Raw genomic sequence first — 15,475 nt, forward strand, 5'->3', positions numbered from 1 at the left:
CTTGAAATGACAAGGCCCAAACTTAGAGTTAAGCTTGGGCCTTGTTTTCAGCATCGTTTATTTGGTTCTTTAGTTATAGTTTTGCCAGTTCTTCTTTAATGCTGCCACAAACTTTTTGTCTTTGCAGTCTGAGTTGGACACGTACAATACAAATCTAGAACCGTCTGAGCGAACGATGGTAACCGTGGAGTGGTCAGTAAGTTCTTTGCTCCAACTTACTTGTATGTCTTGGATATCTTCATAATTTGCCAGCTCTTTGTAGAGTGGTTGCCGGTCTTCTTTCCAATAAGAGAATACATGGCGTTGAGTAAAGCCATTTCCATCATCACTTACAAATAAGAAAGCATCACTATAGAAGTAATCGATGCTGTCGCCCGGTTTTATCACCCCTTGTCGCTGCATAAACTTTATATCGTGGTCTAGCAACCAAGAGCCTTTAACTACCGAATCACTAGGAATGAGGCCAATGGCCGAGCTGCTTTGGAGTACCAGTAAGGGAATGCTTATGACCGCTAATAGGTAGTGGCGAACACTCCATTTAGAGTGTTGTTTTAAGCTTACAGAATCCGCTTTGTTCACAAACAATATGTAGTTTGCTAGTGGTGCGATGATTAAAGCTGATATCAACAGCGATACAACATGAAAGACATCTTTGTCACCTAAAGCGCTAACAATAAAAAACGCTATCGCCAACAAAATAGACAACCATTTGTTTGGTAGGTGAGAGCTGCCAAAACGCTGATCGTTATCTGTTTTAAGTTTTCGCCATAATGAGTAATACCAAAGGCTTGAAAACAAGCCGCGAGCCCAAGGCATAGACGAGTTGTTTTCTTGCTTTTTGATAAACTGAAAGTTTTTATAGAACCAGTAGATACCGTAAAAACCAAAGGTAAGCAGCCACATCGCAACAAGTTTAGGCATTGAAACTGGGAAAAATAGTACTTCGCTATCTTCTGGTTTATTCCGGCGTTCGATTCTCCAAAGTATAAAGATTAGTAAATACAGGCCTGCAATGAGTAGGATCGCTGAGGTAGGAGTAATAAGTTTAAGCAACCAATCCAAATTGTCGTTGTTTGCTATTTGGTTGGGGTAATATTTAAAGATGCTGTAGCTAAGATAATTTTGCGTTTTCTCTAAGGCTTTTAAGTAATCAGGGTATTGGACTGCAGTAACGTGTTCCACCTTACTTTGGTAGCCATAAGTTAAGGTCAGTTGCTGAGTTGCTGCAGCATATGATACTTGGTAGCTAAAGCGGAAAAAGGGATTGTCTTCTATAAAACTCTCGTTACTAAACTCCCAATTATCGTCGGAAAAATTAACTTTTATTTGCTGGTTAATTTGGCGAAGAAAACCTAAAGAATATGGAGAGGTGCGTGTTTTTTCTTTTGGCGGATCAAGCAACGAGCTAACAATGTTAGGGTAAAAAGTCGCTTCGTAACGCTCCCGTGTTGGCTTATCCTCCCAAAATTCGGAGATGTTATAACGCTCGGTGCTGGTGACTTTATTATTTTTTGTATCATCGACGTATTTAATCGGCTTGGCAACTTCTATGTTGGGGTAATAGCCTTGAAAGAATTCTAAATAGTCTTTTTGTATTTGCTCTGGGCTGTTTTTAGATAAGGCGTATCTTTGCTCTTCTGCATACCAACCAAGCTTCTCGGTTGTTGAAGTAAAGCTAATGGGGCCTTGCTCTGGTATATCAAAATTGTCGATTACAAATTCAGCGTGTGGCGCTGTTTGCGATGGCATGGCAACAAGGGTTTTAACCGTGTTTCCTAATACCAGTGCATAACCAAAATTAGGCTGGTAAATGCTATCTAAGTTTCCATGCTGGAAGCTAGACGTAGGGTCTACCCAATACTGCTTATCTTGGTACTCAAAATAAGTGATGACATGATCGAAGGCTTTTACGTTTGGCAATACTTGACTAAGGTCATCTTCTGTATTGACCAGTGCCGGGTAAGCTTTGAGCCCTAGGCTTTTTAAGATAGCAATGAGCAATACCGTTTTATCTTTACAATCTCCATAACGGTTATTGAGCGTTTCGACTGCTGGAGTAGGAATGTGTGAACTATCGTTTAGCTCTATGCCAAGGTAGCGGACTTCATCCTGTACAAATTGTAAGGCTGCTGAAATTTGACTTTTTAAGTCTGGATTTTGTTGTTTAATTTGCTGAGTTAAAGACTGTAGGTTGCTGTCTGAGATAAGCGCATCTAGGTAGTATTGTCCCGCCCAGTTGTTAACTTGTTGCCAAGAACTTAATTCACTAAAGTAAACTCGAGCATTTGGTCTGAACCACGCAGGATTGTTTGGGTCTTCTTCTAACCCTAGTATGTTTGCCACTTCTAAAGAGTATTCTTTACCCTGTGTTGTGGAGGTTTGCTGGATGGTTAGATTGCTATTTCTAAGCTCGTGCAGCAAGGAGGTGGACTTACCCCAAAAGAGTTTTAGCGAGAATTTTCCTACAGGAACCGACCAATTGATGGCGCTGCTGTAAGCAAAAATGTTCTGGTAGGCTGGATTCGCCCCATAACGAGTATAGCTGTACTCAATTATGTCACCGACTCGAACATCATCGATGATAATGTTGATAGTTTCAGTACCATTATAAATAAGCTTTTCTAACTCTTTTTCTCGTTGAAAAGTGCTTATACGAGCCGTGTTCAGTTTGTCGATAACCAACTTATCTCTAATTATTCGTAGAGAGTGCAAGGCTACATGTTGATAATGTGGGTCATAGTCGATATTAACTTGTGAGTTATATTCAACGCCAGTTTGATTGACAATGTAGTCGGCGTAATGGTGAAAGTACGCAGGTGGTTGGTCTTCGCTTACCTTTACTTGCCTATCTGCTAGTAAATAGTGAACGCCATTTTTACTTTGCTCGACTAAGGCAGGATTTATTTTGGGAACATTTACCGTTGATACCCAATCAGGAACAGCTTGCGGAACAACAGAGTTTGCTGCCCAGCTATTAAATAGCACAAAAAAAAGAGCAAGGGCCAAAAGCCACTGCAACGGTGTTTGGTTTCTAATCTGCATGTTAACTACGCTCTTAATCCTTTAAATTGCGTAAGGTATCGATTGAAAATCTTGGTTATCTAATTTTCATCTGGTGACTATTGCTTTTAAAAGTGATAGTTAAAAGCTTATGCTAAGACACCGTTTTATTGTTACCTGCTCATCTTTGCTTTCTAGTTTTTATAAAGCCTCTTAATCAAATCAGTAGTCAGAAAATGGCTAAGAATAAATAGAAGAGCTAAAGCCAGAACTGTATCACTAATTATCTTATTTACAAGACTCACATTTACTTTCACTGTTGCTTTAAGTAACTGAAAAGTGGCTGTTAGAAAGCGTTGTGCTGACGATGTATTGTTTTCTTTTAACCACAGCTCTTTATATGGTTACGTCTGTCTCCTCATCTCGCTATCGGGCTTAGGTTTGTGGAGTTGATGCGAACACAATTATTTGTTCGGCAGTATTTACTATTGACAATAATTTACACATATGCAAAATATTACATATGTAAATAAATGCATGTGAACGATGAACCCACAATTATTTTATAAATGCCTCGCTGATGATGTTCGCCTAAAAGCCTTAATGATTATTGCCGAGGCTGGTGAGGCTTGTGTCTGTGATTTGATGCAAGCCTTGCAGCTTGATCAACCAAAGACTTCTCGCCATTTAGCGCAGTTACGCAAATGCCAAGTATTGCTCGATCAGCGGCGCGGCAAATGGGTGTACTACCAATTACACCCTGAGTTACCAAGCTGGGCCGAACGAGTGTTACGCGAGACTCAAGCCAATAACAAAGACTACTACCAAGCAGAGTTAGCGCGCTTTGAAGCGAATAAACAACAGCTTTGTTAGTAGATTAATCACAGAACCCACCCACACAGGTAGCTGGGGAAGAAGGTAACAAAATGGGATTATTTGAACGATATTTAACAGTATGGGTAGGTTTAGCCATTGTTGTTGGCATTGCTGCGGGCAGCCTTGTACCTGAGGTATTTTCGGTAGTGGCTGGCCTTGAGTTTGCACATGTTAATTTGGTGATTGCCTTACTTATTTGGCTAATGATTTATCCGATGATGGTGCAAATTGATTTCTCATCGATTAAAGATGTGGGTAAAAAACCAAAAGGTTTGCTACTTACCATTGTGATTAATTGGCTGATTAAACCCTTTAGCATGGCGCTGCTAGGCTGGTTGTTTTTTAAAGGTATATTTGCCGATTGGGTAGACCCAAGCACCGCGACTGAATATATCGCTGGCATGATCTTGCTTGGCGTAGCACCGTGTACCGCGATGGTATTTGTGTGGAGCCAGCTAACCAAAGGCGACGCTAATTATACCTTAGTGCAGGTATCGATTAACGATGTAATTATGATCTTTGCCTTTGCGCCTATCGCCGGCTTTTTGCTTGGGGTGAGTGATATCACAGTGCCTTGGAATACCTTGTTAATGTCGGTGGTATTGTACGTATTAGTGCCACTTATAGCAGGGGCGATTACCCGTAAAAAGCTAGATAAAAAGAATGACCACTCACGGTTAAATCAGTTTTTGGCCACTATGAAGCCTTGGTCGATTATTGGTTTGCTGGCTACCGTAGTGTTGTTGTTTGGCTTTCAATCGGAAACAATTTTAGCCAAACCTGAAGCCATTGTTCTTATCGCTATTCCTTTGCTTATTCAAACCTATGGCATTTTTGCGCTGGCTTATTGGTTAGCCAAGCGCATGCGTTTGCCACATAACATTGCTGCTCCAGCTTGCATGATTGGTACCTCTAACTTTTTTGAGTTAGCAGTAGCAGTTGCCATATCGCTATTTGGTTTGCACTCTGGTGCTGCGCTAGCCACCGTAGTTGGTGTATTGGTTGAAGTGCCAGTAATGCTCTCTTTGGTATGGTTTGCTAACCGCACTCGTCATTGGTTTAATTAATTTAAAATGATTACTCTCTCTGCGCTAAGCTGTGGGGAGGGTGACAATATCGTTGTTCTGCACATCTTCAAGTGCAAAATCTATCAGCTCCCTTACCTTACGAGGCAGCACATTGCCTTCTAGGTAAACGGCATACAGAGGATGCATTGGCAGTTGATAGTCTTCCAGCAGCCGCACCAGTTTTCCTTCACTCAACTGTTTATGTAAAACAAAGTTTGGACACAGTGCCACACCGCAGCCCTCTGCTGCCCAATCTCGAGCAATATTGGCACTATTTACCATCAAGTTTCTAGATGGATGAAAGGCATATTCTTGGCCGTTTTGCAGAAAGACCCAACGATTGGCGTTGCGCCTATTGGTGTCGATGATGCAAGTGTGAGTATCTAAATCATCGGGGCTAAGCGGAGTGCCTTTAAGTGTTAAGTAGCCCGGAGATGCCACCAAGTGGCTGGTAAATTCAAATAGCTTACGTGCTTTTAAAGTAGAAACGTCGGGAGTGCCAACGCGAAAAGCGAGGTCGAAACCATCGCTTGCTAGATCTACATGCTGATCGCTTAAACGCAAGTCGATACTTAGCTCAGGATGGATAGCGGCGAAACGGCTCACTAAACCTTGTATGTAGATTTCACCCAGAGTCACTGGTGCAGCGATGCGCAACGTACCGTGTAAGCTTGTGGCTTCCTCATTAATGTTCGCCAGCAAATCATCAAATTCGTTCAACAGGGCGGGGGCCCGATTAAGTAGCTGCTGACCCGAAGGTGTAAGGCCCACTTTTCTTGTAGTGCGTTGCAACAGGCGAGCGCCAAGCTTGGTTTCTAATTCTGCTACGTATTTTGAGGTGAGCCGGTTGGATACGCCTAAGCGTTTTGCCGCTTCGGTAAATGAACCGGTTTGCGCCGTAGCAACAAATGCCTTTAAGCCGTCAATCAAGTCCATGCTAATTACCTATTAAGAACAAATTGGAGATAGTTATTCTATATCTTCTCCATTGTGAGGTGAATCTCTTAGGCTGATAATTGCTGCATTACCGTTTAATGCTTCGCTCAAGCCAAATGGCACTGGGCCGAAGGAAGAAAGAGGCGAGATGGCGATTCAGCAAGGCTTAAATATTCTTGGCGATAAAGCGACAACGCCACCCATGCCGGTGGTGTTTATTGGCCATGGCAATCCGATGAATGCCCTAGAGGAGAATCGCTTTACCCAAAGTTGGTCGCAGCTTGGGCAAGCTTTAACTAGGCCGCAGGCAATATTGATGATTTCCGCTCACTGGATGACACCCGGAGTAAGCCTAGTTGATAGTTCCGCCAAGCCTAAAACCATTCACGATTTTTACGGCTTTCCAGAGGCTTTATTTGCCGAGCGCTACCCTGCCAATGGTAACACTTTGTTGGCGCAGCAGCTCACTGAGCAGTTAAGCGAATTGCAGCTGCAAACCGATAGCAGTTGGGGGCTTGATCATGGCGCTTGGTCGGTATTGAAATGGATGTATCCAGCAGCAGATGTTCCGGTATTTCAGCTCTCTATCGATGTATCACAAAGCTTGAGTTGGCACTTCGCCCTAGGTCGCAGCTTGTCAGCGCTGCGTCGCCGAGGCGTGATGATTATTGGCTCGGGCAATGTTGTACATAATTTAGCGGCGCTAAGGCACACCTCCCAACCTTACGAGTGGGCGGAAGAGTTTGATACCTTTTTTGCTAAACGCTTAGCGCAACGAGATTTTTCTGACTTACTCAATCCAGCAGCCATGGGCGGCTTAATGCGCATGGCTAACCCAAGTTTAGAGCACTATATCCCAGCGATTATTGTGGCTGGTGTATCAAGTAAACAGGATCACTTAAGTGTGGTAAGCGAAGGTTTTGATCTTGGCGCGTTATCCATGCGCTCGTTTGTTTTTCATCAAGTTTAAACAGGAGTCACTTATGTTGGTAAATGGAGTATGGACGGAAGACTGGCAGCCTTTGCAAAAGGCGGATGAACAAGGGCGATTTGTAAGGCAAACTTCCGGATTTCGTCATTGGGTAACCGCTGATGGCAGCCCTGGTCCAACTGGTGAGGGTGGCTTTAAAGCCGAAGCTGGGCGTTACAGATTATACGTGGCCTTAATTTGCCCTTGGGCATCGCGCATACTGATTGCGCGTAAGCTAAAAGGCTTAGAAGCGCTAATCCCAGTTACGGTGCTTAACCCAAGTTTAAGCCCGCAAGGTTGGCGTTTTGGCGGCTACCAAGGTGCAGATCAAGACCCGTTGTTCTCTGCGAATTACCTACACCAAATTTATACCCAGGCTGATCCTAACTTTACCGGAAGAGCTACCGTGCCTGTGCTCTGGGACATGCAAAAAAATGTAATAGTGAATAACGAAAGTGCTGACATTCTGCGCATGTTCGATAGCGCCTTTGAAGAGTTAGTACCCTCTAAAGTTCGGCTTTATCCAGAGCAACATAGTGAAGAGATTGATGCCCTAAATACGCGAATTTATCACCAGTTTAATAACGGCGTTTATAAAGCAGGCTTTACTCAGTCGCAAGCTGCTTACCAAGAAGCGGTAAAGGGAGTATTTGAAGTATTAGAGGAGCTGGAACAAAGGCTAGCAAAGCAGCAATACTTAGTTGGGGACACGCTTACCGAAACCGATATTCGCACCTTTGTAACGTTAATACGTTTCGATGTCGCCTATTACGGCCTCTTTAAAACTAATCGCAAACAAATAGCTGATTACCCTTTGTTGTCAGCTTACATGCAACGAATATTAGCCATTCCTGGTGTGGCTGAGACGGTGAGTATCGACCATATTACTCGCGGATATTATTCGATTAAGGCTTTAAATCCTTCTGGTGTGCGGCCAATAGGGCCTGCGCATATTGATCGCATGATGGCGGCATTAGCCTAGTGTTATTGCTTAAACTGAGCAGGATTTACACACATCTATTTTGTAAGCGCTTCCTTTTTTCTTATGGTTGCAATTAAAGGATATATGAAAGTCACACTCAGGGTTATCCCATTAACACCTTTATATAGAAGGTGTTTGGTGTGTTATTTCTTTATTTTTTGGTTTGTCTATTTTGTGATTTAGGTAGATTGAAAAAGAAAGCGCTTTCATTGTAACCTGTGCTCAATTGAGATAAACAAAGTTGGGTGAGTAAATGAAAGCAACACACTATAGAACACTTGAGCGCACTGGTGAGCGTTGGGCAGAACAGGCGCCGGTGCAATTTAAGCCTCTTTATAAAGTGCAGCAATCGATGATTGCGGTTAACTCGAAAGAAAAATTTCAAAGCCATATCGGTTTTGGTGGCGCATTTACTGAGGCGGCTGCCAGCACTTTCTATGAGATGCCAGAGGCCTTACAAGAGGAATTTATTAAGGCTTATTTTGATAAAGAGCAGGGTTTGGGTTACGTATTAGGGCGTGTGGCTATTCATTCCTGCGACTTTGCCTTAGGCAACTATACCTATATCGAAGAAGGGGATAGTGAGCTTAATAGCTTTGATCTTTCTCACGAAGAGCAATGGGTTGTTCCCATGATTAAGAGGGCGGCTGAACAGGCTGGTGAGCCGATCACTATGTTGGCATCACCTTGGAGCCCACCGGCATTTATGAAATCTAACGGTGAAATGAATTACGGAGGAAAACTGCTGGCCGAATATCAGCAGTCTTGGGCGAACTATTACACCAAATTCATCGAGCAAATGGAGCTACGTGGCGTACCTATTTGGGGCATTAGTATTCAAAATGAGCCAGAAGCCGACCAAATCTGGGACTCGTGTTTTTATACCGCAGAGGAAGAGCGCGATTTTATCAAAGATTACCTCGGTCCAACTATGCATGCTGCAGGCTACCAAGATAAAGCCATTGTCATTTGGGATCATAATCGTGATGTTATGGTTCAGCGAACAGCCATTGTATTAAGTGACCCAGAGGCCGCTAAATATGTATGGGGTGTGGGCAATCATTGGTATGTGAGTGAAGATTTCGAAAACCTTTCTATGGTGCATCACCTTTATCCAGATACTCATATTATCTTTACCGAAGGTTGTGTGGAGCTAACCGATACCTCAGTAGATAAGAATGATAAAAGTGGCTACTTAGGCGCTTGGGGTAATGGTGAACGCTATGGCAGAAACATCATTGGAGATTTTAATAATTATTCTGAAGGTTGGATTGACTGGAATTTGTTGTTAAATGAACAGGGTGGGCCCAATCACGTAGAGAACTTCTGCGAAGCTCCCATTATGTATAATCGCCAGACTAAGTCGCTGATTTATAATAACTCATACTACTACATTGGCCATTTATCTCGCTATGTTGAGATTGGCGCTAGGCGAATTAAAACTCAAGTAAGTGGTGAAAATTTGCATGCGGTGAGTTTTGAAAACAGCAACGGTGATCGAGTCGTCGTAGTGCAAAATGAAGGGCATGTCGCCAAGCTTACCTTGGTGGTTGATGGCTTAGGCGCAGAGCTGTCTTTAGCGAATAACTCGATCAGTACTTTTGTGTTAAAAGCATAGCCACTTGCTGGGTTATTGAACGTAAATCTTATTCTGTAAAAAAGCACCCTTGGGTGCTTTTTTAGTGGGCAATTGAGCTTAAGGCTTTTTACTTAATACCGCATCAATATCTGCGGCGCTGTGGCGCTCGGCTAATTGCTCCCATTCTTCACCCCATACCCGATTAACAATACGGCCACGTTGCACTGCAGGGCGTTGCTCTATTTCTTTAGCCCAGCGCATTACGTTGGTGTAGCTTGCAGCGTCTAAAAACTCTGCGGCTTCATACACCGTGTTAAGCACAACGTTACCATACCAAGGCCAGGTAGCAATATCAGCGATGCTATATTCGCTACCACCTAAATACTGATTATTGGCGAGGCGTTTATCTAAAACGTCTAGCTGGCGTTTGGTTTCCATGGTGAAGCGGTTAATGGGGTATTCGTATTTTTCTGGCGCATACGCATAAAAATGTCCAAAGCCGCCACCTAAGTAAGGAGCAGAACCTTGTAGCCAAAATAGCCAGTTCATGGTTTCGGTACGAGTGGCTAGGTCTTTAGGCAGCAGGTGGCCAAACTTTTCGGCCAAGTAGAGCAAAATAGCCCCCGACTCAAATACCCTAATAGGAGTGTCACCAGAATGGTCGCTTAAAGCCGGAATCTTAGAATTAGGATTAATATCCACAAAGCCAGAGGAAAATTGGTCGCCTTCACCAATGTTAATTAAGTAGGCGTCGTACTCTGCCTTTTTAACGCCTAGTGCCAGCAACTCTTCCAGCATTATCGTCACTTTTTGTCCATTTGGCGTAGCTAGCGAATGCAACTGCAAAGGGTTGGCGCCCACAGCAAGGGTTTTATCATGCCGTGCGCCTGAATCGGGCCTATTAATGCTTGCCCACTGACCACCACTTTCGCTGTCCATAGTCCAAACTTTTGGTAGTATGAATTCTGTAGTCATTACTGCTCCTTAACTGATTTTTTGCTAACAGCATTAAAATGCTGGCAAGTACTGGCGTTAAAAGATCTAGGTTAACTATAAGAACCGTTAACTGATAAAACAATTCTATTGGAAGCGGATATTGTTTAATCACATTACCTTGAGACGGGAAAACGAACAAGTTTATGCTATGTCACTTAGTTCAGTAAGGACATAGCAAATGCTTTAATTTGAGCGTGGTTTTAGGCCTAAGGTAAGCGCTGCAATGGCTAAAGTAATTAGCATGCTAATAGCGCAAAAATCTACAACCGCTACAAAGCCGTCGCTGTCAATGAGCTCGCCAGCTATTAGTGCTCCAGTACCAAAACCAAAAGACATGGCAAACAATAAAACACCTTGGGTTAGTGCCGGAGAAATGGACTTAGCTGTTCAGCTATGGCGGGAATCACCATGTCAAACCATGAGATTGCTTGCATCAGCAATACAATCAACAGAACAGGTATTGCGCTAGGTATCTGTGTTCCCACAGCCAGCCATAAACCAATAGCAGTAATCGCATAGCAGCAAAGCCCGGTTATCCACACAAAGTAAGGCCCACTTTTTTCAGCCCAACGTCCAGCTGGTTCTAGTAAGGCGATGGTGAGAACTGCAGAGGCTGCTAAACCAAAAGCTGAGTGGCCTAAATCTACAGAAAATACCTGCTTAATAATCAGCGGGCCGGTTTCCATTAAATTGGTAGAGGTAAGCATCGAAAGAAAAATCGTGGCTAAAAAAGCGCAAAAGGCTGCCTTCCCTCGATGGGAAAAAGCGGGCTTACTGCTTAGTTCATCAGCTTGTTCGTGCTCTTGATTGTCTAAAATCACCTTAGGTGGTGGAGCTATAAATACAGTGACTATAGAAATGCTAACTAAAGCCATCATCAAGATGAGTTGTTGTTCGCTGGTCCAATTCAAGAGGCTCACTAAACCTAGTAATGTACCTGCGATAACAATGCCCAAAAACTGAAACTGAAATAAGCGGCTTAAGCCCCTACTATGCTGATTGGCAGGCAGAGAATTGATCACAAAAGTGGGGTTTAATACCAGCTGAGACACGGTGCCTATGCCAATACTTAATCCAACCAGTAAATACATGTAGCTTTGGGTTGTCGCAAAGTAGAGCAGTATTAGCGACAGTAGATGAGAAAACAGCGCCACTTTTTGTAGCTGTCGATGAATAGAATATTTGTCGGCCAGCCAGCCAATAAGTGGCGCGCTAATGCCAAAAATGCCAATTAGTGACATGACCGAGCCCATTAACGTGCCGCTGCCTGTCCGCTCAATAATCAATGGTGTAACTAATAGCGCTAAGCCTACCCATTGCACAACCCCATTGGACATTTGTGCAATATACCAGGGTTTAAATTCTTTCATTTTTACCTCCAGAGTTATTCAAAAACTATCGCCTGTGCGTTCAACCCTTGAAGGTGCTCAAGAGTGAAAAAGTAGGGCTAATAGTCGGATTTAACTCAGAGTAAAAATTTCGACAGCGTTGGCACAGTGTCTTACTCGTTGTTACTCAGTAGTGGAGTAAGTTACTGGGTTTATTGTTCCATTCTTCGAAATAATGCTTCCCGCTACTGCCACTTACTCTTGTTTAACTCTCTCGATAAGCTTTGTTGCATGAATTAGCAGGGTGCTAATTGCGCGGGCTCTCAGATTAGTAGGGAGTCCAGAATTTAGCCAATCTCAAGCAAGTTAAGCCTTCGGCGATAAGTAAACGTGGTGGGGCGGTAGCAAAGCAAATTAGTGGGCTTGTGATATTGGCATTTGATTCCTAACTAAAGGTAATACACATGAAAAGAACAACCTTAAAAGCACTTTTTTATAGCTTGGCTTTATTGATTGTTATTGTCAGCGTCGGCTCTGCAGTGGGGGTAACCGAACCGGGGCAAAAGTTTGGCACCGACAGGACTGTAGTAATTTGGCTGCTAGAGCATCGAGTATTAGTGGCGGTAATCAATATACTCATGATGATCAGTTTAGTTGTGCTTAATCGTAGAGCCCAAATTTGGCCACGTTCAATAATGGCGGTGTGTTCAGGCCTAGTTGCGCTGGGTATTTGGTGTAGCAACTATGCAACTCAAACAGTGTTTCCCTCAAAGCAGCATAACGCGGAATATTACGACGTAAGTTACGCCGATACCGTGTTACCTGATGACCAGGTAATGTATGTGGTGCAAGTTGGTGACGATGTACGCATGTTCCCGCGTGAGCATTTACAAATTCCCCATATTGCGGGTTGGAACGTAGACGGCACCGACTACACCATGACCTTTTGTGGCTTGTCTAACTTGCCGGTAGTGATTGAAGCCGATTATGGTTTGGGCGAGTCTGACTTAAACGTATCGATTCAAACACATAACAATCTGATTTTTAAAGACACCAAAAACGATGTTTTTCTTCAGCAAATTACTATGGAGTCTGAGTTTACCGACCACAAACCAAAACAAGTTCCAAATACTTTAATGTCGTGGGCTGCAGCACGTGAGTTATACCCTAATGGCCAGGTGTTTATTTACCACTATGACCGTTTACTAGACAAAATGATCAATACCGCTTTTCAAGATGCTTTAGATGTTCAATTTGATAAAACGAGAGAAGATGAAGCGGCGTTTCCTACACTGCACCTAGACGATAAACGCTACAATCAAAAAGAGCTTATTTATGGTTACGATGGTGGAGACTTCCAGTTTGCTTTTAGCATTGATGACGCGCGTACTTTTGCTGGTGAAACCTTTGAGGTGAACGGCCAAACCTTAAGCATTAAATACAATAGCGAACATGACTTTGCCTACTTGGTAGATGGAGAAGGAGAACAGTTACCTACTCATAACGGCTTATTTTGGATGGTGTGGTCGCACTGGTTCCCTGATACCGTTACTTTAAACGGTTAGCCGATGCCCTAAGCTATAATCAAAAAAAGCCCGCTAATAGCGGGCTTTCTACTTAGCTTGTGAGTTGTTATTTGTGTTTTAGACGTTGGGGGATTTGGAACTCGTTTATGCCCCAAAGTGAGTTTCACAATAACAGAATTGCTCAAACATTCTGCTGGTTATTCACCGCATACTCACTTAGGTATTGGTAAAATTTCATTAACACCTAACACTCTATTTTTTTGACTTTGCAGTTCAATCTTCTTAATCGGTTGCTTGCTTTCACTATCACATAAATTGAAAGAACTTCGGTATTCTTCTTCAATCCAATCTTCTGACCACTGATACATAGCCACCAACACAGGAAGTAGTGACGCTCCTTTTTCACTCAAGGCATACTCGTGTCGACTTCCCGTTTTCCCAGCTTCGATCTTCTCTAAAACACCATGCATGACTAAATCGTGAAGCCTATTTCTTAGGATGTTTTTTGCAATACCTAAGTTACTTTCAAATTCAGAGAATCGCTTTGCCCCTCTGAAACAATCACGAAGGATAAGAAACGACCAAGTATCACCTACTGTCGCAAGGCATTGCGCAATTGAGCAATTCAATTGGGTAAAGTTTTTTCTAGTCATGCTGATGATAATAAAAAATATGGTTGCTTAAAGCAACCTTATAATTTAGTCTCTTTAGGAAACCAAATTGAGGAAAGTTAAAAATGACTATGATTAGGTTACTGAGCAAAACCTGGCTGTTGCTCCTTTCATTATTTATGTTTTACCTATCTTATTGTTGGATTTTCGATACCAATGCTCATTTAGCGATGTTGGGGATCACCGTTGAAGGCGTACATGGTATCAACACCTTAAAATCGATAATGGGGTCGGGACTGTTGATGTTCGCACTAACGCCACTTCTAGCGCTAAATCACGATGAGCGATGGCTTGCACCCTTAGGTTTGTTTATGACGCTACTATTGCTTGTAAGACTAATCAGCCTTTTTGTTGATGGTTTTCATTTGAAAATGGGCTTCTATGCTCTACTCGAGGCACTTGTGGTGGCTTCTGTATTGGCTCTTTACAAGTTCAACACCGAACGATCAAGTGGGTCAAAATGATGAAAATATTTACGAAACTATGCCAGTTACTATTTATTTCAACGTTTATGTTTTCATCAATGTATAGCAACGCAAATGAGTCAAAACTCTCGTTGGAGGTTTTTATCTCTGAGCCAAGTGAGATAAATGTCACCAGTGCACTCATTAAAGGCTCTAGTGAGATGATGGTTGTGAGTGCTCAAGGAACTAAATCAGCGGCTAATCGATTAGCAGATCAGATCGAGAAAACAGGTCTGACTTTGAAGTACATCTTTCTAACCCACCCACATTTAGATCATTCTCAAGGGGCTAGCGTTTTGACGAAAAGGTTTCCAGAAGCGCAATTTATCGCTACGCCAGAGGTTGCAGCACTTCAGAGACACCGTATTGAATTAGATGATGACTTAGCAAGTTCAAGACATGGTGACAATGCGGCCATCCCATCAGTGCCGGCTATTGATTACTCGGAAACGTCTCTTCTTATAGATGGTTTCGAAATCGAAATATGGAAAGACATTATAGGAGATGCAGGGATTGGCAATCCTTACGAACCTCATGTGGCTCTGTATATCCCATCTCTCAATGCTTTGTTACCCAGTGATGTCGTTTATTTCCAAGGACATGTAATGATGGGAGGGTCAACACCTGAAAGTCGCCATTTGTGGATGGCTCAACTACGAGAGTGGCAAAGATTAAATCTAGATATTGTTGTTCCTGGGCATATGCCAAAGGATAAAAAAGAAGAGTGGAGTGCAGATGGAGCATTAACGCACACCTTGGAATATATCGAAAGATATGATGCTGCACTCAGTGAATCCAATTCACCCAAAGAAGTCATCAATACTATGATTTCTTATTACCCTGAAATGGGGCATCGGTCTGCACTTTATTTATCTGCTTACATCGATTTTGGTCAAATGCATATGCTGACGTTTAACCCAACAGTTGAACGAGTAGCGAACTGGATACCGGAAAACATTCTCCAATGGGTCAACCAAAAGATCTTTGAGTATAAAAAGAATCAATACTCGTTAGATAATTAGTCGGTAGCGCAGGAACTAAATCGAACCGTTTGCAACATCAATTTAATCGAAAGAAATG

The 15,475-nt window shown here is 42.8% G+C and carries 14 protein-coding genes; 8 read left to right on the top strand and 6 right to left on the bottom strand.

Translation table 11 applies throughout. The features are described 5' to 3' along the window. Positions 1-69 precede the first annotated feature (69 nt). Entirely contained in the window at positions 70-3,042 is a 2,973-nt protein-coding gene (locus tag LQZ07_RS06165) for a DUF3857 and transglutaminase domain-containing protein (protein ID WP_152780285.1), read from the bottom strand. Between the two features lie 504 nt (positions 3,043-3,546). Here LQZ07_RS06165 and LQZ07_RS06170 point away from each other — a divergent pair. Together LQZ07_RS06170 and arsB are read left to right on the top strand one after the other, a co-directional pair. Continuing rightward, the gene (locus LQZ07_RS06170; protein WP_016400497.1) at positions 3,547-3,873 is read left to right on the top strand and encodes a metalloregulator ArsR/SmtB family transcription factor; all 327 of its coding nucleotides are present in this window, start codon (positions 3,547-3,549) and stop codon (positions 3,871-3,873) included. Positions 3,874-3,926: 53 nt separating this feature from the next. Then, positions 3,927-4,943, top strand: coding sequence for an ACR3 family arsenite efflux transporter (arsB, locus tag LQZ07_RS06175; RefSeq protein ID WP_152780283.1), 1,017 nt, complete (start codon positions 3,927-3,929; stop codon positions 4,941-4,943). A gap of 24 nt (positions 4,944-4,967) precedes the next feature. Here arsB and LQZ07_RS06180 read toward each other — a convergent pair whose 3' ends face one another. Then, complete coding sequence (locus tag LQZ07_RS06180; protein ID WP_152780281.1) at positions 4,968-5,879, bottom strand: LysR family transcriptional regulator; 912 nt, start codon at positions 5,877-5,879, stop codon at positions 4,968-4,970. Positions 5,880-6,027: 148 nt separating this feature from the next. Here LQZ07_RS06180 and ygiD point away from each other — a divergent pair, with 148 nt between their 5' ends. From ygiD to LQZ07_RS06195, 3 genes are all read left to right on the top strand, one after another. Beyond that, positions 6,028-6,849: a 4,5-DOPA dioxygenase extradiol gene (gene ygiD / locus LQZ07_RS06185; protein WP_152780279.1), complete on the top strand. Its 822-nt coding sequence runs from the start codon at positions 6,028-6,030 to the stop codon at positions 6,847-6,849. Between the two features lie 13 nt (positions 6,850-6,862). After that, the gene (locus LQZ07_RS06190) at positions 6,863-7,831 is read left to right on the top strand and encodes a glutathione S-transferase family protein (protein ID WP_152780277.1); all 969 of its coding nucleotides are present in this window, start codon (positions 6,863-6,865) and stop codon (positions 7,829-7,831) included. Between the two features lie 253 nt (positions 7,832-8,084). Further along, on the top strand, positions 8,085-9,449 hold the full coding sequence (locus LQZ07_RS06195; protein ID WP_152780275.1) for a glycoside hydrolase family 30 beta sandwich domain-containing protein: 1,365 nt from the start codon (positions 8,085-8,087) through the stop codon (positions 9,447-9,449). A gap of 78 nt (positions 9,450-9,527) precedes the next feature. Here the strand turns inward: LQZ07_RS06195 and yghU are convergent, their stop codons facing one another. The 3 genes from yghU to LQZ07_RS06210 form a co-directional block, all read right to left on the bottom strand. Then, on the bottom strand, positions 9,528-10,385 hold the full coding sequence (gene yghU / locus LQZ07_RS06200) for a glutathione-dependent disulfide-bond oxidoreductase (protein WP_152780272.1): 858 nt from the start codon (positions 10,383-10,385) through the stop codon (positions 9,528-9,530). Positions 10,386-10,589: 204 nt separating this feature from the next. Continuing rightward, positions 10,590-10,751 (bottom strand): hypothetical protein, encoded by a 162-nt coding sequence (locus LQZ07_RS06205; RefSeq protein WP_227981110.1) that lies wholly within the window; start codon positions 10,749-10,751, stop codon positions 10,590-10,592. 14 nt (positions 10,752-10,765) lie between these two features. Further along, a complete protein-coding gene (locus LQZ07_RS06210; protein ID WP_227981109.1) occupies positions 10,766-11,776 on the bottom strand; it encodes an MFS transporter in 1,011 nt (336 codons plus the stop codon). A gap of 422 nt (positions 11,777-12,198) precedes the next feature. Here LQZ07_RS06210 and LQZ07_RS06215 point away from each other — a divergent pair, with 422 nt between their 5' ends. Next, a complete protein-coding gene (locus LQZ07_RS06215) occupies positions 12,199-13,299 on the top strand; it encodes a DUF3179 domain-containing (seleno)protein (protein ID WP_152780270.1) in 1,101 nt (366 codons plus the stop codon). A 173-nt stretch (positions 13,300-13,472) separates the two neighbouring features. On the opposite strand, the gene LQZ07_RS06220 is transcribed toward LQZ07_RS06215, so the two are convergent. Further along, positions 13,473-13,913, bottom strand: a complete 441-nt coding sequence (locus tag LQZ07_RS06220; RefSeq protein ID WP_152780268.1) for a helix-turn-helix domain-containing protein — start codon at positions 13,911-13,913, stop codon at positions 13,473-13,475. 83 nt (positions 13,914-13,996) lie between these two features. Here LQZ07_RS06220 and LQZ07_RS06225 point away from each other — a divergent pair, with 83 nt between their 5' ends. Together LQZ07_RS06225 and LQZ07_RS06230 are read left to right on the top strand one after the other, a co-directional pair. Then, positions 13,997-14,395, top strand: a complete 399-nt coding sequence (locus LQZ07_RS06225) for a hypothetical protein (RefSeq protein WP_152780267.1) — start codon at positions 13,997-13,999, stop codon at positions 14,393-14,395. After that, positions 14,392-15,417 (top strand): MBL fold metallo-hydrolase, encoded by a 1,026-nt coding sequence (locus tag LQZ07_RS06230; protein ID WP_152780265.1) that lies wholly within the window; start codon positions 14,392-14,394, stop codon positions 15,415-15,417. Before LQZ07_RS06225 ends, LQZ07_RS06230 begins: the two co-directional genes overlap by 4 nt. Positions 15,418-15,475: the final 58 nt, after the last annotated feature.

It is taken from the genome of Agarivorans sp. B2Z047 (assembly GCF_023373605.1).
GTDB classification, from domain to species: Bacteria; Pseudomonadota; Gammaproteobacteria; order Enterobacterales; family Celerinatantimonadaceae; genus Agarivorans; species Agarivorans albus.

What these genes read in the sequence shown, in the direction of transcription:
- LQZ07_RS06180 (WP_152780281.1), bottom strand. Translation starts at nt 5,879, where the DNA reads ATGGACTTGATTGACGGCTTAAAGGCATTTGTTGCTACGGCGCAAACC.
- LQZ07_RS06210 (WP_227981109.1), bottom strand. Translation starts at nt 11,776, where the DNA reads ATGAAAGAATTTAAACCCTGGTATATTGCACAAATGTCCAATGGGGTT.
- LQZ07_RS06165 (WP_152780285.1), bottom strand. Translation starts at nt 3,042, where the DNA reads ATGCAGATTAGAAACCAAACACCGTTGCAGTGGCTTTTGGCCCTTGCT.
- LQZ07_RS06225 (WP_152780267.1), top strand. Translation starts at nt 13,997, where the DNA reads ATGACTATGATTAGGTTACTGAGCAAAACCTGGCTGTTGCTCCTTTCA.
- LQZ07_RS06195 (WP_152780275.1), top strand. Translation starts at nt 8,085, where the DNA reads ATGAAAGCAACACACTATAGAACACTTGAGCGCACTGGTGAGCGTTGG.
- LQZ07_RS06190 (WP_152780277.1), top strand. Translation starts at nt 6,863, where the DNA reads ATGTTGGTAAATGGAGTATGGACGGAAGACTGGCAGCCTTTGCAAAAG.
- LQZ07_RS06230 (WP_152780265.1), top strand. Translation starts at nt 14,392, where the DNA reads ATGATGAAAATATTTACGAAACTATGCCAGTTACTATTTATTTCAACG.
- ygiD (WP_152780279.1), top strand. Translation starts at nt 6,028, where the DNA reads ATGGCGATTCAGCAAGGCTTAAATATTCTTGGCGATAAAGCGACAACG.
- yghU (WP_152780272.1), bottom strand. Translation starts at nt 10,385, where the DNA reads ATGACTACAGAATTCATACTACCAAAAGTTTGGACTATGGACAGCGAA.
- arsB (WP_152780283.1), top strand. Translation starts at nt 3,927, where the DNA reads ATGGGATTATTTGAACGATATTTAACAGTATGGGTAGGTTTAGCCATT.
- LQZ07_RS06220 (WP_152780268.1), bottom strand. Translation starts at nt 13,913, where the DNA reads ATGACTAGAAAAAACTTTACCCAATTGAATTGCTCAATTGCGCAATGC.
- LQZ07_RS06215 (WP_152780270.1), top strand. Translation starts at nt 12,199, where the DNA reads ATGAAAAGAACAACCTTAAAAGCACTTTTTTATAGCTTGGCTTTATTG.
- LQZ07_RS06170 (WP_016400497.1), top strand. Translation starts at nt 3,547, where the DNA reads ATGAACCCACAATTATTTTATAAATGCCTCGCTGATGATGTTCGCCTA.